The organism is Nocardia sp. NPDC004860 (genome assembly GCF_040609015.1).
Lineage (GTDB): Bacteria > Actinomycetota > Actinomycetes > Mycobacteriales > Mycobacteriaceae > Nocardia.
The window spans coordinates 1-18722 of the sequence record NZ_JBEXJI010000054.1; the positions used below are offsets into that span (position 1 = coordinate 1).

Annotated in this window: 19 protein-coding genes and 1 pseudogene; 9 read left to right on the forward strand and 11 right to left on the reverse strand. The window is 67.1% G+C overall.

Annotated elements, in window-relative coordinates:
- Positions 1–32 precede the first annotated feature (32 nt).
- Together ABZV44_RS44765 and ligA are read right to left on the reverse strand one after the other, a co-directional pair.
- A complete protein-coding gene (locus ABZV44_RS44765) occupies positions 33–254 on the reverse strand; it encodes a DUF397 domain-containing protein (RefSeq protein WP_354851270.1) in 222 nt (73 codons plus the stop codon).
- Positions 255–1266: 1012 nt separating this feature from the next.
- A complete protein-coding gene (gene ligA, locus ABZV44_RS44770) occupies positions 1267–3258 on the reverse strand; it encodes an NAD-dependent DNA ligase LigA (RefSeq protein ID WP_354851273.1) in 1992 nt (663 codons plus the stop codon).
- Between the two features lie 62 nt (positions 3259–3320).
- Here ligA and ABZV44_RS44775 point away from each other — a divergent pair, with 62 nt between their 5' ends.
- Both ABZV44_RS44775 and ABZV44_RS44780 read left to right on the forward strand, forming a co-directional pair.
- The gene (locus tag ABZV44_RS44775) at positions 3321–3869 is read left to right on the forward strand and encodes a YciI family protein (protein WP_354851275.1); all 549 of its coding nucleotides are present in this window, start codon (positions 3321–3323) and stop codon (positions 3867–3869) included.
- A gap of 70 nt (positions 3870–3939) precedes the next feature.
- A complete protein-coding gene (locus ABZV44_RS44780) occupies positions 3940–4716 on the forward strand; it encodes an SDR family oxidoreductase (RefSeq protein ID WP_354851278.1) in 777 nt (258 codons plus the stop codon).
- 226 nt (positions 4717–4942) lie between these two features.
- Here ABZV44_RS44780 and ABZV44_RS44785 read toward each other — a convergent pair whose 3' ends face one another.
- The 3 genes from ABZV44_RS44785 to ABZV44_RS44795 form a co-directional block, all read right to left on the reverse strand.
- A complete protein-coding gene (locus tag ABZV44_RS44785) occupies positions 4943–6406 on the reverse strand; it encodes a wax ester/triacylglycerol synthase family O-acyltransferase (protein ID WP_354851281.1) in 1464 nt (487 codons plus the stop codon).
- Positions 6407–6489: 83 nt separating this feature from the next.
- Positions 6490–6780, reverse strand: a complete 291-nt coding sequence (locus tag ABZV44_RS44790) for a DUF4342 domain-containing protein (protein WP_354851284.1) — start codon at positions 6778–6780, stop codon at positions 6490–6492.
- A 207-nt stretch (positions 6781–6987) separates the two neighbouring features.
- Positions 6988–7206: a hypothetical protein gene (locus ABZV44_RS44795; RefSeq protein WP_354851287.1), complete on the reverse strand. Its 219-nt coding sequence runs from the start codon at positions 7204–7206 to the stop codon at positions 6988–6990.
- A 50-nt stretch (positions 7207–7256) separates the two neighbouring features.
- On the opposite strand from ABZV44_RS44795, the gene ABZV44_RS44800 reads away from it, so the two are divergent.
- Positions 7257–7511, forward strand: a complete 255-nt coding sequence (locus tag ABZV44_RS44800; protein ID WP_354851289.1) for a hypothetical protein — start codon at positions 7257–7259, stop codon at positions 7509–7511.
- A gap of 258 nt (positions 7512–7769) precedes the next feature.
- Positions 7770–8375 carry a hypothetical protein gene (locus tag ABZV44_RS44805; protein ID WP_354851292.1) on the forward strand — a complete coding sequence of 202 codons (606 nt, stop codon included), beginning with the start codon at positions 7770–7772 and terminating at the stop codon, positions 8373–8375.
- A 17-nt stretch (positions 8376–8392) separates the two neighbouring features.
- Here ABZV44_RS44805 and ABZV44_RS44810 read toward each other — a convergent pair whose 3' ends face one another.
- Complete coding sequence (locus ABZV44_RS44810; RefSeq protein WP_354851294.1) at positions 8393–8749, reverse strand: DoxX family protein; 357 nt, start codon at positions 8747–8749, stop codon at positions 8393–8395.
- Between the two features lie 49 nt (positions 8750–8798).
- Between ABZV44_RS44810 and ABZV44_RS44815 the strand changes: the two genes are divergently transcribed.
- Positions 8799–9170: a helix-turn-helix domain-containing protein gene (locus ABZV44_RS44815; protein WP_354851297.1), complete on the forward strand. Its 372-nt coding sequence runs from the start codon at positions 8799–8801 to the stop codon at positions 9168–9170.
- A gap of 256 nt (positions 9171–9426) precedes the next feature.
- Here ABZV44_RS44815 and ABZV44_RS44820 read toward each other — a convergent pair whose 3' ends face one another.
- The 3 genes from ABZV44_RS44820 to ABZV44_RS44830 all read right to left on the reverse strand — a co-directional run bounded on the left by ABZV44_RS44820 (position 9427) and on the right by ABZV44_RS44830 (position 12244).
- Positions 9427–9837, reverse strand: coding sequence for a hypothetical protein (locus tag ABZV44_RS44820; RefSeq protein WP_354851299.1), 411 nt, complete (start codon positions 9835–9837; stop codon positions 9427–9429).
- Between the two features lie 498 nt (positions 9838–10335).
- Positions 10336–11151, reverse strand: coding sequence for a hypothetical protein (locus ABZV44_RS44825; protein WP_354851302.1), 816 nt, complete (start codon positions 11149–11151; stop codon positions 10336–10338).
- 238 nt (positions 11152–11389) lie between these two features.
- A complete protein-coding gene (locus ABZV44_RS44830) occupies positions 11390–12244 on the reverse strand; it encodes a helix-turn-helix transcriptional regulator (protein WP_354851305.1) in 855 nt (284 codons plus the stop codon).
- Between the two features lie 93 nt (positions 12245–12337).
- On the opposite strand from ABZV44_RS44830, the gene ABZV44_RS44835 reads away from it, so the two are divergent.
- Positions 12338–13294: an SDR family NAD(P)-dependent oxidoreductase gene (locus tag ABZV44_RS44835; protein WP_354851307.1), complete on the forward strand. Its 957-nt coding sequence runs from the start codon at positions 12338–12340 to the stop codon at positions 13292–13294.
- A 347-nt stretch (positions 13295–13641) separates the two neighbouring features.
- Here the strand turns inward: ABZV44_RS44835 and ABZV44_RS44840 are convergent, their stop codons facing one another.
- Entirely contained in the window at positions 13642–14295 is a 654-nt protein-coding gene (locus ABZV44_RS44840) for a TetR family transcriptional regulator (RefSeq protein WP_354851310.1), read from the reverse strand.
- 170 nt (positions 14296–14465) lie between these two features.
- On the opposite strand from ABZV44_RS44840, the pseudogene ABZV44_RS44845 reads away from it, so the two are divergent.
- The 3 genes and pseudogenes from ABZV44_RS44845 to ABZV44_RS44855 form a co-directional block, all read left to right on the forward strand.
- Positions 14466–14951 (forward strand): annotated as a pseudogene (locus tag ABZV44_RS44845) (alpha/beta hydrolase fold domain-containing protein); the annotation flags it as partial.
- A gap of 67 nt (positions 14952–15018) precedes the next feature.
- A complete protein-coding gene (locus tag ABZV44_RS44850; protein WP_354851313.1) occupies positions 15019–15378 on the forward strand; it encodes an alpha/beta hydrolase in 360 nt (119 codons plus the stop codon).
- Between the two features lie 487 nt (positions 15379–15865).
- Positions 15866–17149 carry an FAD-dependent monooxygenase gene (locus tag ABZV44_RS44855; protein WP_354851316.1) on the forward strand — a complete coding sequence of 428 codons (1284 nt, stop codon included), beginning with the start codon at positions 15866–15868 and terminating at the stop codon, positions 17147–17149.
- Between the two features lie 434 nt (positions 17150–17583).
- Here ABZV44_RS44855 and ABZV44_RS44860 read toward each other — a convergent pair whose 3' ends face one another.
- On the reverse strand, positions 17584–18009 hold the full coding sequence (locus ABZV44_RS44860) for a hypothetical protein (RefSeq protein WP_354851319.1): 426 nt from the start codon (positions 18007–18009) through the stop codon (positions 17584–17586).
- Positions 18010–18722 lie beyond the last annotated feature (713 nt).

Below are 18722 nucleotides of genomic sequence, written 5' to 3' on the forward strand. Positions count from 1 at the left end.
GCAGCGAACTCGCTGCGACACCACCTTTCCCGTCAGAGACCGAAATCGAATTCGCCGGCCCGCACACCTGACATGAACGCTCTCCACTCGGACTTCGTGAACCACAGTGTCGGGCTGTGCCGATCCTTGGAATCACGCAATGCGATCCGGCCTTCGTGGTACGCGACCTCGACGCAATCGCCGCCACCGTAACTGAAACTGCTCTTGGCGAACCTCGGGCCGCGATGCTCCCCGCGAATCATATTGCGGTTCATGGCATTCATTCCTTCCCCCGGAGGGCCACTCCCCATGGCCCTTCGTCCGAATCACTTACGACAAACACAGTGCTATCCGAACCACCGGCCGCGCAACCGAATTCGCCCGGGTCTGCACGCCGACACATCGAAATGCTCATGAACGCAACTCTACGGCGACCCACCGACAAACCACCGTGGCGCACGGATCGCAGGCACGAGATGCATCTGCCACAGGCAGGCCACTACGTTGCCACCAGCCGCCGGTTCAGGCTGATATCAGCGGAAAGCAGCAGTTCACGACAGGTTCGAACCCCGACCACCCAGACCCAACGCAGAACCTGCACCCGGCCACTCGCGCCCAACTACCGGATCGACAAGACCCCCACCCTGGTAACAGAGCGGACCGACGCAGGCAAACAGCAGGCACGATCGGCCCCGTGCACCAACCACCGGTCGGAGACCCTCAGCGAGTCGATCTCGCGCGGACACAGGCCCGCCGGTCGGTCAGCGGGGCAAGTGACCCTTCCGTCCGCTGCCGACAACCCCGCATCCACCCGAGTTGCCCTCGGAGCGTTGACCTTCCGGCCGACCACGGGGCCGATTTCAGCTGCGCAGTATGCGGCAGAATAGTGAGCTTCGTCGAATGAGGAACCGTTCCGGGAACACCACGGGCGGGGACGGCCCGGACGCTGCGGAGACGGCGTCCGGGCCGTAGTCGCCCTGGCACTGAAGCGCTGCCCAGCGCTACCGCTGGGCACCGGAGGTCCTACGGAGAGTCACCGGGGTGACGGGAGTCTGAAGTCCGCCACCGGTGACGCGAGGGGTGTATTTCCTGCGCGGTGCCGCGCGCGGTGCGCCGCACAGTGCCCGGGCGTTCCCGGCAGCACCGAAGTACGGCCGGTGCCAACGAGTTTCACGTATCCGGTCCGGCCGTGCATTCCGGGAACCTTGGTAGGCACGGGAGGTCGCCGGTCTGGCACAACCGGTCGGCCTGTGATGCTGCAGCGCGCATCGCCCGCAATTGGAGGGTCTAGACGACCTTCGCGGCGATGAGCAGATTCCAGACTTCTGCTTGGTCGACGACCGCGACACCGAGCTTCTCCGCCTTGGCCAGCTTGGCCTCACCGACTCCCCCACCGGTGATGAGCATGTCGGTGCTGGCCGAGACCGACGACGCGGCTGTCGCGCCGGCTTTCTCGCACAGGCGCTGGAATGTCGGGCGCGCGACTTTCTCGCCGGAGCGCGGGTCGCTGATGGCGCCGGTGATCACGACCGTTTTGCCTTCCAGGGGCGCGCCGGCCGCGACGACCGGGGGAAGGTCTTCCTCCCGAACGTCGAGGCTGACACCGGCCTCTCGGAGCCGCTGCAGTTCCGGGCGCAGGCGGGTGAGGTGCGCGGCCAGGGAGGCAGCGACTTTCGGGCCGATGTCCTCGACCGCCACGAGGCGTTCCTCGCCCGCGTCGGCGACCTCTTCCAGGGAGCCGAATCCGGCTCGGGCCAGGCGCGCGGCGGTGCCGTCGGAGGCCATGGGGATGGCCAGGCCGATCAGTGCGCGGCGCAGGCCGACCTGGCGGCTGGCGTCGATCGAGTCGATCATGCGCTGCGCCGAGATCTCGCCGACGCGGTCGAATTCGAGCAGGCGTTCCTTGGTCAAGGTGTAGAAGTCCGACGGGCGTTCCAGGATGCCGGCCTCGGCGAGGCGTTCGATCCACACCTGCCCGATGGCGTCGATGTCGGCGGCGGCGCGCGACGCCCAGTGGATGAGCCTGCGCACCGTCTGCGCGGGGCAGGAAACGTTGGTGCAGAACAGTTCTCGGCTGTTGCCCTGCTCGGTCACCGGCTGCCCGCAGGATGGACACACGGTGGGCGGCACGATCTCGCGCTCGGCACCCGTGCGCTGAGAGGCGTCGAGTACGCCCGCCACGAACGGGATCACGTCCCCCGCGCGGCGTACCAGCACCGTGTCACCGATCTTGATGTCGCGGGCGCGGATCACCTCCTGGTTGGCCAGCGTGGCCTTGGTGACCGTGGTGCCGCCCACGAACACCGGCTCGAGCCAGGCGACCGGGACGATCTTGCCCGTCTTGCCGACGTCCCAGACCACGTCGTCGAGCAGTGTGGTCTTCTCCTCGGCGGCGAACTTGAACGCCAGCGCACCACGCGGGGAGTTCGACCGAGTCCCCGCCGCCGCGTAGGCGCCGCGGTCGGCCAGCCGCAGCACCGCGCCGTCGAGGTCGTAGTCCAGCTCGTTGCGGCTCTGCTCGATCGCGGTGATCGCGGTCTGCGCCTGTTCGGCGTCGGCGCAGTGCCGCATCTGCGCGCCCGCGATGCCCAGCGCCCGCAACCCCTCCTCCAGGTCGACCGCGCCGCTGTCGGGCGAGGTGTCCAAGTCGAAGCCGAAGAACTGCAGGCGCCGCTCGGCGACGGTGGCCGGGTCCTTCGCCCGCAGCGTGCCCGCCGCGGCATTACGCGGATTGATCAGCGGCTTGTCCGGATGCGCGATGTTGTAGGCGGCGAAGGTCGAACGCAGCATCACCGCCTCGCCCCGCACCTCCACCCGCCCCGGGACGTCGATGCGCTCGGGAACACCATCGACCAGCGCACGGACCAGCACGGTCACATCGTCACCGGTGGTGCCGTCACCCCGGGTCACCGCACGCACCAGCCGCCCGTCCTCGAAGACCAGGGCCAGCGACAACCCGTCGAGCTTCGGCATCACCACCACCGGCTGCCCGGGAAAGCGGCCGAAGAACGCCGCGACCTGATCGGGCTTGGTCGCCTTCTCGAGTGACAGCATCGGACGCGAGTGCCGGATCGGGGCGTGCAGCACCGCGGGAGCACCGACCTGCGCCAGCGGATTCGGGTCGGGCGCGAGGTCGGGATGCGCCTCGATCAGGCCGCGCAGCTCGTCCTCGACCGCGTCGTACTCGGCGTCCGCGACCAACGGCGAACCCTGGTAGTAGGCGTCACGCAGCGCCACGATCCGGTCCGCGAGTTCTTGGATACGTTCCCCAGTTTCCACGAACCCCGACGCTACCGACACTCACCGACACCAGGGACCCGCCGTAGGTCACCACCATGCGGATGGCCGTTGTGATCGAGCACGAAATCTGCCGCAGAGGTTGGTTTCATGATGGCGATCTCGAAGACGAGCAGTACGGAGAATGCCTCCCGGCTCAGCTTGTCCCGCTCGCTGGAGTCTGCGGGCTCTCCGGTGGTGACCCGGTACGGGAAGCGGGGGTTGTCTGCGGCGCGCGAATTGGCGCACCGTTGACAGGGTCGCGCCTGAGTACCGAGGAGGCTGAAATGTGGTACCTGACGTTGCACCGATGGCTTGGCGATCGAGACACGGCGACCGACAGCAGCCTCGACGACCACCTGGCCTGGATGCGCGAGCAACAACTGGCCGGCAAGGTGTTGTTTTCCGGCCCGAGCCTCGACGGCGAACTCGGAATCATCGTCTTCGGGCATATGTCCAGGGCCGAACTCGACGACCTGTGCCGCCAAGAACCGTTCACCGCCCGCGGATATCGCCGTTTCGAAGTAATCCCATGGCAAGTCCACCAGATCCTTGGGATCGGCGGTTTCGACGTCGAGACGCTTACGGCGATGACCCGTTCCGAGCGAGCGTAGGTATAGACACCGAACCGTCCTGCACTCGAACCGAATCATTCGTCCGAACGATTTCGTTGAGGAGTGAACCATGAGCGATTCTCCACGTCTGGCCGGCAAGCGCGCACTGGTTACCGGTGGCGGGCGCGGCATCGGGGCCGCGATCGCGCGTCGGCTGGCCGCCGATGGCGCCGCGGTCGCGGTCAATTACGTCTCGAACCGGTCGTCCGCAGACACGCTCGTCGCCGAGCTGACCGACAAGGGCTACCAGGCAGTGGCATTGCGCGCCGACGTCAGCGACCCCGACCAGACCCGGGTGCTGGTCGATCAGGTGGTCGCGGCGTTCGGCGGGCTGGACATCTTGGCCAGCAACGCGGGCATCGAGCATTTCGGAGCGCTGGAGTCGATCACTCCCGCTGACTTCGAACGAGTGTTTCGCACCAATGTGGCCGGCCAGCTGTTTGCCACTCAGGCGGCAGCGGCGGCGATGACCGGCGGTGGGCGCATCCTGCTCACCTCGTCGATCAGCGCGCGTATCGGTGTCTACCAGCACACCTTGTATGCGGCCAGCAAAGCGGCGGTCTCGGCGATGGTACTCAACCTGGCGCCCGAACTCGCCGAGCGCGGCATCTCGATCAACGCGATCGCGCCGGGCGGCACAGCCACCGACATGGCTGCCGAAGTGGCGAGCCGCTACATCCCGCCGGCGCTGCGCGACGCGTCCGCCGAGGCGGTCATCAAATCGATGACCGCGCTCGGGCGCTTGGCCGAACCTCATGAAATCGCCGCGGTCGCTGCGTTCTTACTCTCCCCCGACGCCTCCTACCTCACCGGCACCACGGTCGAGGCCGCCGGCGGCCAGCGATAATCGCGCTCGCTGGGAAGCCGCATTCGCAGCACCGCCGATCGCTAGCTCGCTTCCGGCGTAACGGAAGCCGTTGCGCCGGAAGAGCATTCATGGCAGAGCCGCGAGCAGATGGGTTACTGCTCTAAGCAGCAGCAGCTCAGCGTCACCCTCTGACAACCTGTCCGGTGCGACGTCGAATCCTGCCCGTCGTTGCCGCTGGCATCTTGATTCGATAAGGCGGGATCGATCACCGCGGTGACCGACGCGGGGTAACCGGTGCGTCAGGTGTCGGTACCGACTCCGTAGCACCGGCCGGACCGCCCGTCTCAGACCCGAGGATCGGTTGCTCGAGGTCATCGAGTGCATCGCGCACCCCGCGGGTGAACACCTCCACGTCCGGGCAGCTGTCCTGGTCAGCGGCGGCAGTGAAGTTGAGCTGGCCGGCGTACGACAGGGCGGCGACGACAAGTGTCAGGTTGCCCATGGGCGGCAGCACGGGGAACACCTCCAGCAGCGGAGCGCCGGCGAGATACAGCCGCATCGGCGGACCCGGGACGTTGCTCACGACCAGGTTCACTGACCGCTGACGCGGAAACAGCCGGTACCAGATGCGCTGCCCGGCAACGAATCTGAAGATCCCGCTGCCCACCTCGGGGCGAGGCTTGTCCCTCCGCGCGCTTGTCTCTGCGGCGATCAACGTGAGCCTGCACAACGAGTCCGGCTCACCGACCGGCAGCGGCACCATCATCCATCCGGGAGTGTTGCCTTGCGCTTCCCCGGGCCGCGCTTCGTGGTGGGAGATGGTCACCATCGCGCGCTGGACGAGCCCGTCGAGATCCTCGCCGCGGCTTGCCAGCAGCTGGCGCAGGCCACCGGCAACCACGGTCAGCACCACGTCGTTGACCGTGGCGTGATGTACATGGGCGACGAGTTTGATGGCGTCGAGGCGGCCGCGGACAATGGCCAGTCGGCGCTCGGGGCCTACGGGGTGGTTGAGGCTGGTTCGTGGAGCAGGCTTTTCGGTAAGCACCTCCCGCCAGGCCGGCAACGCGCGGCGTGCAAGGCGCAGTGTTCTGCTCGGATGGACGAGGCCCGACCACCCCAGCCCTAGTTCGCGTCGGCGGCGTCGCAGGTTGTCGCGAAGCAGTTCACCGCTGGTCGGGGTGGGTGTCGGCGTCCACGGCGGTGCATCCTCGACGGGCGCGTCGGCGGTCCGGTCGAGCAGCGCCCCGAAGGCGGCCATCGCGGCCGGGCCATCGGCGAGGACGTGATGCAGCTTCAAGAACGCGCCGACCCGTTGGTCCGGCAGGCCGGGCAGCAGCCACAGCTCCCACAGCGGCCGGGCGGGATCGAACGGTCGCCGGGCCAGTTGCTGGCATGTCTGCAGCAATTGGCCCTGGTCGCCGGGCGTGGCAACCGCGTGGACGTGGATGTGCTCAGCGAGGTCGAAGTGGGGCGCGTCGACCCACAGCGGCCAGCCCAGCCCGAGCCGAGGCCGGCACAGCAGCTGCCTGAAGCGAGGCACCAAGTGCATTCTCGGCTCGAGGTGTCGCCGGACCGCGTCGAGCCGGACGCTGCCGTCCGGGTCGAGCAGGCTTGTGCCGTCGAGGATGGCGAGCCCGCCGATGTCGGTGGACCAGCCGTAGTCGTCCCAGAGCAGCAGGAACAGGTCCGAAGCGGTCACCCGTTCCAGCAGACGGGTCTCGGCCATGACCTCACGTCCCTTCCTCGTGGCCTAGACAGCCACCGCGGTTCGAACAGGACTCGTCCACCTCCAGCCACCGCCCGCATTCCCTACGTCGGCGCAGTGATGCCGGTCTCTGTCGAGTCGGGAGTCTCTCGTTCGACCTCGATCGAGTAGTCCGCGGCGAGCGCGGCGAGCGCTCCGATCGCGGTCACCGTGGGCGCGAGGAGGAAGCCGACCACACCAACCGTCACGGGTACCTCCATCACGGTCCTGCCGTCGGAGTCCTTGATGATGATCCGACGAACGTTGCCTTCATGGACCAATTCCTTGACCCTCTCCGCAAGGTGGCCGCCCTTCACGTCGATCTTCTCTGTCGATGTCGTCGCTTGCTGCGTCATTCCGTTCACCGCCTCCGCTGCGCTGTCCGGCAGACCGCGTCCTCTCCGTTCCCGCGGCTCAGCCTCGATGTCCGGCTCATGACCGGACCCCTCTGTTCTTCACATCGTCGTCTTCGGGACCGCCTCACGGCAGGGCCGAAGGTCCACCCCTCACCGGGCCGAACCGCCTGACTGCCGGGGTCCGATTCGCGACCCGTAGGAAACCGGCTATCCGAGTGATCCGGAATAACGGAGGCCGACGAGTTTGGTGAGGAAGCGGTCGAGTTGCTCAGCGGCGGGGGACCAGGGCATATCGGGTTCGTTGATGCGTTGGGAGAGCATGCCGTTCACGGCAGTACGCAGGTCGATGGCGACCGTGGTCGCGTCGTCGATAGGTGCGAGGTTCGCGTCCATACAGCGCTGCACGGCGTCGGCGGTGGTCGCCATGACCGCAGTGATCCCCACCCGCCGGCACAGATGTCGCGGCCCTGGATGCGATGTTCGCGCAGATGGATTCGGCTACCCTCACGGTCCGCGAAAGAACCTTCGCCACAGTGTGTATCGATATCCACTACCAAGCCCTGGGCGATTCCTTCCGCATCCACACTCAACGAGCCCTCGGCGGCGGCGCGACCGTGAACGACGTTCGAGACATACCGCGTTTCAACGCCCAATTCGGTGCCACGCGAGTCTGTCAGGCATGGAACGCATTTCACGCCCACGCCGCCGAGGCGGGACGGAACATCGGCTGACGGCGTGCCGCAACAGCATGCGACGGGCCGCCGCGCGGTCCGGTCGTGCGGTAGACCAGATGCCTCAAACACACTCCATTCGGCATTACGGTCCGTGCGTTCGTCCGGACTCGGATGGCAACGGCCAGTTGAACTTCCGTCGCCCCTGCGTTGGCCGATCGGTCAGCGCGGTACACAGCTGCGCGGACGTTGTCCGTGTTCACGTGACGCCAGAGATCGGTCGAGGTAGATGTCGGTGGTGCTGTGTTAGATGGCACTGTGAACGAACTGCTGCGCCGCCTCCCCCACATTCCGATCCTTCGTAACCGCTGTCGGGCCATGGCAATGCTCGATGCTGTTCTCAGCCCGGAATGGGAGGCCCGCTACTACTCGTTCAACAGCTGCTGGGGCGATACCGAAGAGATGGCTTCGATGCGTACCGGCTCCGGTGATGACTGGTTCATCGTCTTCTCCACCGTCGGTGTCTACGGCCGCGGGTTCGACCATGAAACACCCAACGCCCCACAGGTACTCGATGCTGCACCAGCGGTCTTCGGTCCCTACGTCACCGAGCCTGCGTTCGCCGATCACGACGGTTCACCCCTTGCCACGGTGTGCTTCTGGCGCGAACCTCACGACACCGGCTGGGCCGTGTCTGCCGCCGACCGTGGCGGTCACGGATTGTTCGAGCTGCTGGTCGACGGCACGCCCGAGGCCTACCGGGAATGGGCCCAGGACTACTACGAGGCCGAGGTGAGCCTGGCGGCCGTCCAGCACGTATACGCGCTGCTGCCACTGACGCCCACGGTGGTGACCGGGCTCAATCCTGAAGCCGACCTCATCGACCTGGAGCCAGACATGATCGAAATCGGCTACCCACGTTGAGCATTCGACGCCCCAGCTCAGGCGACCAGAGCATTGAGAACGAGCACGACTGACGTCGCGATCGAGAGCGCGAGGAAGACCACGGCTCCCAGCATGTTCCGATCGCCGCTGCGGATGTGGGCGACGATCGCCCCGCCGAAGTAGGCCACCAGCCCGATCGCGGCGGCGATCGCGAAGGGCGGGAACCAGATGCCCCAGACGAGACCGACCGTCGCGGCGATCTGCAGGCTCCCGAGCGCGGTGAGCTGGGACGTGGTGAGGTGGACCGCTTCGGCGAATTGGCGTATCCACGCTGGGCGAACGAACTTCATCACTCCGGACTGGAGCATCGCCACAGCGAGCAGGACGGACAGGGTCAGGGCTGCGATGTGCATGATCGCAACGCTAGGAATCCGATAGGTACCCTTTGGTAACCTTCGGATCGTGAGTGCCCCCGCCGGAATCATGTTCATGTCCGACTGTCCTGCGCGCACAGCAATCGAAGTCATCGCGAACAAGTGGTCGGTAGTCACCCTGTACGCGCTCCAAGACGGCCCCAAGCGGCACAGCGAACTTGTCGCTCTCTCCGGCGGGATCTCCCGCAAGGTGCTGACCCAGACCCTCCGCCGCCTGCAGAGCAACGGCCTCATCGATCGACAGCAGTACGCCGAAGCGCCCCCACGAGTGGAATACAGCCTGACCGCGCTCGGCCGGACGCTCCAGGAACCGATAGCGATGCTGACGGAATGGGCGCAAGTACATGGAGAGGCACTCGTCGACTTCCAGGAATCGACAGCCGCGAACCAGACGCATTAGGTTCCAGACAGCCCACACCTGCATCCCGCGAACGAACGTTCACCAGACACCTTGATGCTGTCGATTACCGCATACAACGCCCTCAACTCGGCATGAGCGCGCCCTGCCGGCGGTCGGAAGGCGCGCTGGCCGTTGATCTTCCACAGGCCGACGCTGTCCGCTTCGGACCGCGCGGGTAGCGGCATGTCGGTGCGTTCGCCGGGTCGGGCACTTACCCCGATCCGGCCTCGTCCCATGCAAGGACACCGCGCCCCGTTCAGCGCTCGGCGAGGACCGCCGCATCCACATACCGTGGATCACGGGCGATCGTCACGAACCTCGACTCGCACTCGGCGCCAACCGATTCCTCCACCTCGGCCAACTGGGCGAGCAAATCGAAGTAGCTCGCCTCGGCCGCCCGTAGCTCCGCGACCGTCGCCGTGAGGTCGAGGTCGGCGGCGAAGCACGCCCCATCGACACCTACCGACAGGGTCGCCAGCCAGGCGTCCGAATCGGCTGCGAACATCGACCCGCTGGTCTCGGCCCAGAACAACACCACGCTCGGCGCCCCCTCCGAGCTCGACCGCCCCGCCACGGCGAGCATCACCAGCGCGGTATAGATGTTCGACTCACAGAACCCGAAGTGCATCAGATACGCCTCGAGCGCCCCCTCCCGATACCTCAGCACATAAGTCAGTCCACCAGTGTCCTCCCCGAAACAATCAGCGAAATGCTCCCGAGGCGTCAGCCCCCGCTCGGCCTGCCGCCAATCCGGTGTCTTCCCGTCCCAGAACCACCCGTCATACATCGCACCGTGGTTCTCGATGGCCTCTGGGCCCGGCGCCGGTGTCTCCAACCACTGCTCGAATTCCGACCGCTTCATAGGAATTCGAGCAGCAACAACGAACGTGTCCGACACAACCGGCTCCTCATCGGTCTCGATGGCACCCACCATCCCAGGCCCAGGCCATCCTAAGATCTCAGTACCCGTACCTCGGCAACCTGGGCTCGTCGGCAGTAGCGGACGTTCTGCGCCGCACTATGTTCCGGCCGCCGGCGCGCTGCGCTGGCCGGTTCGGTCAGCGCGGTATGCGGCATTACCGGATATCGCGGGCCGCAGCGCGTTCCGCAACACTCGGTCGCACACCCAGCGGCAATCGCGGGACCTCCTGGACCCCAGACGATTTCACTCGTTCTGCGGAAGTCGTGGTTCCGTGTCGGGTGAAAGCCGTTCGCTGCCGGGAGCGTCGACCGGACCCGGGCGAGTGACGACCAGACGGCTGATAGCGTCCAGCCACGCGTCCTCGGGCGAAAGCGGTTCGCTGCCGGGAGGATAGATCGGTTCCGGGCGAGTTCCGAACAAGTAGTCGCGGAAGGCTCGCAGGTACTCGTCCAGATCCCGTTGATCGGCGAACCTGGTTTCGGTCGGGTCGAACCACTCGTCCGGTGTCGGGTGCCACGCGACCATGAAGTCGAGCGCTTCGCGCACCATAACCCCATAGGTCGAATCCGTGGCACAGACCTCGCGCAACACCGTTGCGCTAGAGCGCATTCCGCGGCCGTATTCGGTGCGGTGCATGTTCACCAGCGGCCACAGCAGGCTACCGATATGCGGGATTTCGTCCCACCACGTAGCCTTCGTGCACAGGGTCTCACTAGCTCGCCTGGGGCGTGATTGCGTGACAGGTGTCGGGTAGTCGCAGGGCGCGCCTCTTCGGTCGATGCTGCGGCTCGGTCCGGTTTCAAGGTTCACGGGTGGATACCACACGCCGCGCCACACCGAGACCCCGAGATAGCGGCGACTCACCGGGAGTGGTTCGGCCAGTGAGATGTCGACGGTAATTCGGCTCACGGGCGGCAACGGTCGGTCGCGGACCAGATCCGCCACCATCGACAAGCAATCCCGCACATCGAAGCCTGACACACCGACGCCCTGCTGGAGCAGGCCGTCGGAGCACTCCTGCGTGTCGAATTCGATCCAGAACCGCCGCAAGGTGGTCATCTGCGATTTCCTCCCACCGGCACCGATGTCGAACTCCGACCCCGATGATCCCAGAGCTGATCAGCATCCACCACTCGACAATCGGCAGTAGCGGACGTTCTGCGCCGCAACGGGTTCCGGCCGCCGGCGCCTCGCCCTGGCCGGTTCGGTCAGCGCGGTATGCGGCATGAGCGGGCGTGCGCCAGAAATCCGGACGGAAGCCCGATGGCGTGCCAACCGACACTTCCGAGCATCCGTTTCAGAGTTGTAGCGACTGGGTGCCGAGGACGGTGGCGAGGGCCAGGCGGTCGGCGTCCTCGGTGCCGGGCTCGGCGGTGTAGACGCTGATGCGCAGGTCGTCGAGGGCGACGAGCAGCGTGTCGCAGTCGAGAGTGATCGGGCCGACCGCCGGGTGGTCGATGGTCTTGCGACGGGACGGGTCGGCCAGGGACGGCGAGGTTTCGGCGTCCCAGAGTTCGGCGAACCGCGGGCTGTTGGCGACCAGGTCGGTGACCAGGCCCTGCAGCGCGTGGTCGGCGGGGTAGCGCGACGCGGTCAGGCGTAGGTCGGCAACGAGCCGGGCTTCGTGTTCGGCCTGTTCCTGCGGAGTGTGCCGGACCCGCGAGGGCAGCCGGGCGACGTTGCGCCAGACGGCGTTTCGTTCCAGTCCACGCCAGGTGCTCGTGTCGCCCATGAGCGCGTCGTAGGGCGCGTTGGCCAGCACGAGCGTCCAGGTGGCGTCGTAGACGACCACCGGTGTGTGCGAGAGCCGGTCGAGCAGCCGCTGCACGCTCGGGGTGAGCCGTGAAGGCACGACGTCCGGGCCGGGCGCGGCGTGCCCGGCCAGCCGGTAGAGCAGGTCGCGTTCGGTGTCCGCCAGGCGCAGCGCGCGGGCCAGCGATTCCACGACCTGTATCGACGGTGCCGTCGCGCGTCCCTGTTCGAGGCGGGTCAGGTAGTCGGCCGAGATGCCGGCGAGCGCGGCCAGTTCCTCGCGGCGCAAACCGCTGGCCCGGCGCCGCCGAGACGCGGGGACGCCGACGGCCTCGGGTGCCGCGCGGTCGCGCCAGCGACGCACCGTCCGGCCGAACTCCCACACTTCCACCTCGTCCATTCTGGATGAGCCCGCCCCGGTTGTCCTGGCCCCGGCAGTCCTACGAAAACCGGTCGACTGGCTGCGACCCGCACGGGCTCGCAGGCTGAAGCCATGACCGAAACCGGAACAGTTCTCATCACCGGCCCCACCCGCAATCTGGGCCGTCACGCCGTGTTGGCCATGGCCGACCGTCCGGACGGGCTGCGGCCCGACCTGCTGCTCGTCGGCCGTGCCGGGCGCGACCTGACCGCGGTCGCCGACGAGGCTCGTGGCCTCGGGGCGCGCGTCCACGAGATCGGCTGCGACCTGGCGAGCCTGGCCGACGTCCGCGCCGCCGCAGCCACCGTGCGCGGGTTGCTCACCGATGGTGCCGTCCGTCCGCTGCGCGCGCTGGTCGCCAACGCCGGCATCATGTCGGCGGACACGCGGCAAGCCTCGGCCGACGGCTACGAGCTGACCTTCGCCGTCAACTACCTGGCCCACGCGCAGCTCATCGGCGACCTGTTCACTGCGTTCACCGCCCCGGCGCGGGTGGTGCTGGTCGGCTCGAACACCTACCACGCCAACTTCTGGCGCAAGCTGCTGCACGTGGCCGAGGCTGAGTGGGCCGACCCCGTCGAGCTCGCCCGCCCGGCCGGTGATGAGCAGCCCCCGGGCATGTCTGCCTCGGGCGTCGCCTACTCCAACGCTAAGCTCGCGATCCTCTTCTACGCCCACGAGCTGCAGCGCCAGGTCGGCCAAGGGATCAACGTGTCGGTATTCGAGCCGGGCTGGATGCCCGGCACCGCGTTGGGCCGCGGTGCCCCTGCGGCGTTTCAGGCGATGAGCCGGGCGTTGGGCAGAATCCCCGGTGTCTCGACGCCGCGGCGCTCGGGACCGCTGCTGGCCGCGATGGCTCTCGACGACCAGTGGTCGCACCTGCGTGCGGGCGCGTTCGTGGTGAAGACCAAGCTGACCGAGGTCCAGCCCGTCGCCCACGACCCCGACCGCGAGCGGCGCCTGTGGGAGGCGACCGCCCAGCTCCTGGCGGGTGCGGGCGCGTCGCTTGTCCTCGACACGGAGACGTGAGACCGAGACTGCCGACGGGGTGCGCCGAACCACGAGATCCGCGCCTGCCGTCTTCACACGCACGCTCGTCGGCAATATCGGACGTTCAGTCGGCCTGGATCGGCACGGCCAGTTGATCTTCCGATGCCCCGCGCTGGCCGGTTCGGTCAGCGCGGTATGCGGCATTACGGTGCGTTCGGTCGGCCTCGGATGGATACGGCCAGTTGATCTTTCGTCGTCCAGCGCTGGTCACTTCGGGCAGCGGTATGGGCGGAACCTCGTCGGCCGTGTGAGGGGAAGTCAGCTGCGGTGAATCCTTGGCGCCGGATTTCGCAGATTTGGGCGGACGACTCCGACGCACCTCCGCGTCAGAGAATTGCGGCCTGGATCCGGGCGAGGTGGGCGGCGAGGATCTCTTCGAAGGCGGCGCGGCGGTCGGCCCCGAGGGGGCGGATCTCGCGGGCGAAGTGGGCCAGGGCGGGGAAGCGGTCCGGGTCCGCGCCCAGGACCGCGACGCGGAACTGTTCGATGCCCTGTTCGTACTCACCGGGGGTGAGGGTGTCGATGCCGGCCTCGGAGGCGATCAGCGCGGCGAGCAGGATCACGATCCGGTGGTAGTGGCGCGGAATCTCCTCATCGGGCAGGCCTGAGGCCCGCAAGGCCTGGAGCACCTCCTCCATGACCAGCCGGGAACCGGAGCCGCCGGAGCCGTAGCGTCCCCAGAGCGCGGCGAGTTGGGGGTGCCGGCCGAAGGCCTCTCGCAGGCGCAGGGCTGTGGCGGTGATGCGCTGCTTCCAGTCGCCCTCGGGGTGGTAGCCGTCCATCGCGGCCGCCAGGATCCGGTCGGCGACCGCGCGCAGCAGCTCGGTCTTGTTGCGGAAATGCCGGTAGAGGCTGGATGAGTCGGTCCCGAGCGCCGCGGCGAGCTTGCGCACGCTGAACGACTCGGCGTCGCTCGTGCGCAGCAGCTCCGCCGCCATGTCCAGGATGTCTTCGGTCGTCCAACGCCTTCGGCCTGTCATCTCGCCCCTCTCGTCCAGGCTCAGGGTACCCGATGCACTTGCTGATGCACGCGGTGCGTGCAACACTGTGTGCATCGGCTGGCCGAGCAGCCTGACCGGGAGAAAGTAGAGAGACGGACATGAGCGAGACCACCGCTGTGCAGCGGCCACCCGCGCCGGATTTCTCGGCGATGACACCCGAGAAACTGATCGCCTACCGCGACGCCGAGAATCGCTGGCGGGCCTCCAGCGCTGCGTGGCCGATCATCGGGGAGCCGGACGCCGGGGCCGCGATCGAGTGGCAGGAGTTGGCACTGCCGGGCCGCGACCTTCCGGTCCGGGTGTACCGGCCGGCGTCGACGAGCGACGACGAGGCCGACACCCGAACCGACCTGCCACTCGTGATCCACGTGCACGGCGGCGGTTACGTGGGCACAGCAGCGCAATGCGACTGGACCAACAGCCACCTCGCCGCCCACCTGCCCGCGCTCGTCGTCTCGGTCGAGCACCGCCTCGTCGGCCCGGACAGCACGCTCACGCACGCCGCCGACGACGGCTGGGACGTGCTCGAGCACGTGGTGCAGCACGCTGCGCAGTGGGGTGCCGACCCCGCTCGCACGGCTGTCTTCGGCGAGAGCTTCGGCGGGCTGATCAGTGCCCTGACTGCGATCCGAGCTCGGAACGCCGGCCTGCGGCTGGCCGCACAGGTGCTGGTCAACCCCGCGGTCGAGGTGACCCGAGACGATGTACGACTATCCCTCCATTGCCGAGTACGCCGACAACCCGAGCCCTGCCGTGCCGGTACTGCGGCTCCTGCAGCGGTTCGCCGTCCCGTCCGGAACCGACGCCCGCGCATTCTCGCCGCTGTACGCGGACGACCTGAGCGGGCTCGCCCCCGCCCTGGTCGTGGTGCCGACCCGGGACGCACTGGCCGATCACGGCCGCCGCTACGCCGAGCGACTGCGGGCGGCCGGAACGTCCGTACGGCTCACCGAGTACCCGGGAGCGCGGCACGCGTTCCTCACCCTGCCGGGCATGGAACCGCAAGCCAAACTCGCCCAGGCGGAGATCCTCGAATTCCTCCGCGCGACCCTGGCAGCGTGACGGAGGAACGATGTACCTGAACACTTTTCCAACACGCTCATTTCGGCATGAGCGTGCACTACCGGCGGGCGTACGACGCTCTGCCCGTTGATCTTCCGATGCCCGCGCTGGCCGGTTCGGTCAGCGCGGTATGCGGCATGAGCGGATGATTGGCGCGCTGGTCGCTCGGTGCCGATGATTCGCGAGCAACCCCGAACTGTCGCCTGCCAGCTTGAAGGGACCACCACGTTGCCAGTCGTGGGACCACCGACAGCGGATGGTCCACTGAGCGAACATGTTCCAGATCCGTTGTGCGGACCGATCATGGCGAGAGCAGCCGGACGTTCCATAGGTAGCGGAGTTCAGGGTGTTCGCGGGAGCGTGGATGCGGTTTCGGCTGCACCGATGAGTTTCGGGTGGATCCGTAGTCGATACGGCTGGATACACCGACAGCGGTGGGCCTGTGCGGGGAGCGTTCCGGTGCGGGAGGAAACACATGGAGGCAATGATGAGTGTCGACGACCTCGGGCAGGAGTGCACGATCCTGACGGGTGAGCAGGAGCCGCGGGTGAGCGGTGCCAGGGTGTTGGTGGCGGGGGCGAGCATCGCCGGGCCCGCGCTGGCCCACTGGTTGCACCGACGGGGAGCCGAGGTGACCGTAGTCGAGCGAGCGCCCGAACTGCGTCCAGGCGGGCAAGCGGTGGACGCGCGCGGAGTAGCCAAGGAGGTCATCCACCGGATGGGTCTGGACGCGGCGGTGCGCGCGGCCCGCACCGAGACCGCCGGCGCGTACACCGTGGACGCGGACGGGAACGTGCTGGAGACCTTCCAGGCAGACGACGACGGTGGCGACGGGTTCATCGCGGAGATCGAGATCCTGCGCGGGGATCTGTCCCGGGTGCTCTACGACGACACCCGCGCCGGTGTCGAGTACCTCTTCGGCGACCGGATCGCCGAACTCACCCAGGACGCGGATGGGGTCGACGTGAGCTTCGCAAGCGGCGACCGGCGCCGCTTCGATCTGGTGGTCGGGGCGGACGGGCTGCACTCAGCGCTGCGCGCGATGGTCTTTGGGCCGCACGAGCGGTTCCTCCGCCACCTCGGGCACGTGCTGGCCTTCTACAGTGTGCCCAACGAGTTCGGGCTGGATCGCTGGCTGCTCGAGTACCAGGAGCCCGGGCGCTCGGCCCTGCTGCGCCCCATTCAGGACGCTACGCGGGCGATGGCCATGTTCTACTTCGCCGCGGCCGACTTCGACGTCGACTACCGTGACGTCGAGGCCCAGAAGCGCCTGCTGCGTGAGCAGATGGCGGGCCTGGGCTGGTTGACCCCGGACATCCTGGCGCATCTGGACGACACCCCGGACTTCTACCTCGACCAGGTCGCCCAGGTGGTGATGGACCGCTGGTCGATCGGACGGGTGGGGCTGCTCGGGGACGCGGCGTTCAGCTCATCGCCGATGTCCGGGCAGGGCACCGGGTTGGCTCTGGTCGGCGCCTACCTGCTGGCCGGTGAACTGGCCGCCGCCGGATGGGATCCCGCGGCCGGATTCGCCCGCTACGAGGCGCGGATGCGGTCGTTCGTCGAGGCCAACCAGGAGATCGGCCGGTTGAATGCCCGCAGCCGCGAGGTCGCCGGGCCGGACGCCGAGCCGGGTCCCGATTTCGCCGGCGAATGGTTCACCGAACTGCTCGAGCGCGCCATCAACGGCGTTGAGCTGCCCGACTACTCCGGGGTGCCGGACACCGGGGCCCCATCCGGACCGGCGATCATCTCCTCGGCCAGGCCGTAGCGGTCATACAACGCGTCGAGCGGGGACGACGCTTCGGTAGGCCACCGCCCGGGCTGGTTCGGCTCATGCCGCTGGTCACGCATTCGGGAACGCGGCCTCCACCAGCCGAACGTGCGATAACTTGTTCCACTTCTGCGCTGCGTCCGGTGGTCCCAGGACTGGCAACGTAGTGGTCCTACAACGGTGACAAACGACAGAACCGGGTGCGGTAGACCGTCAATGCTGCTTTGGGCTGGGGAAGGCGCAGGCCGGAGTACCGCCAGGTAGACGATGCCGGTTCTTGGCGATGAGACGGTACACCATAGCGGCGAGCCAGCTGACCGGCGGAATCAGCATCGCTCGCCGGCAGTTGCGGACACTCGGCCGACGTCAGATGGGCACGGCCGGTTGATCTTCCGACGCCCCGCGCCGCGGTATGCGGCAGTACAGGATTTTCACGACCCCCAGTAGATCTCCCAAACTCCATCGTCTCTCTTGTAGATGCCTTCGAAGAAGGTGTGATGCACGTCGACGCCGCCGAACCACTGCGACTGCTGGCGAGTGCTCGTTTCCGTCTCGGCGATGGCGGCGGCAAGGTCACGCACCGTGAACCACTTACCGTTGGGCGCTCGGTGTTCAACGGGATCACCGAACCCACGCAAGTTCAGCATGGGCAATTCGAGGACAACGCGGTCGAACTCGTTGACGGTCAAGTCACGAGCCTCCCCATTTTCGAATACATTCAGCGTGAACGAGACTCCCCTGATCGCCGCGGTTGCTGTCGCGCGCTGATTAGACAGGTTCGCCGCGACATTCTCGGTCGGTTCCGTCAGCTCGATCGCCAGCGTCCCGGACAACTCATTGAAGAACTCCAGTGACATATATGGATGGTGGCATGGAACACCGACACTTCGCGCACGCCGACTGACCATCGATTGCACGCACATCGGTATTACAGGGCGTTCGTCCGCTGGTCGGATACCTCAGATGATCTCTGCGCGTTGATCTTCCAACGACTTCGCCGGAGAGCGCGAGGTGATGGTGGAGATGGCCCCGGCGCAGGAATACGCGGTACCGCGGCCGTGACGTGGTCCGTGTTGCAGTGCAGCAGATCTCGAGTGACGGACACGCCGTAATCGTGGGCTACGACGGCGTCCGATAGTGACGCCCACATCATCCTCGGCCGCCGCAAACCGGGATGACCGAAACAGTCGGCACTGCGTCGGGCTGTAGCTATTGAGAGGAGGATCGGCGTGGCCGTTTCGAACCGCGCGCTATGCGGCAGGAGCAGGTGTTCTCAGTCGTGTTCCGCCGACGGGTGCGACCGGCTCATCTCATCATTCACGGCCGGCAACCGCACGATGCCGTGCGCAACGTCCGCTCTGAGGGGATCGCCCGCGGTCTGAAGCTGTTCACCACGGAGCTGACGACTGCGAATTTCCTGCTGCGCATGCTGACTCGAGGGAGCGACCAGCGTCTGCATATCTCCGAGAAGACCTGCGGCAGAGCCGGAACCGGATCTGCGTCGCCAGTAAATCCAACCCCGCGATTCGGCCCACACACCCGCGCGGTCCAACGCGACAGCGAAGAGAAC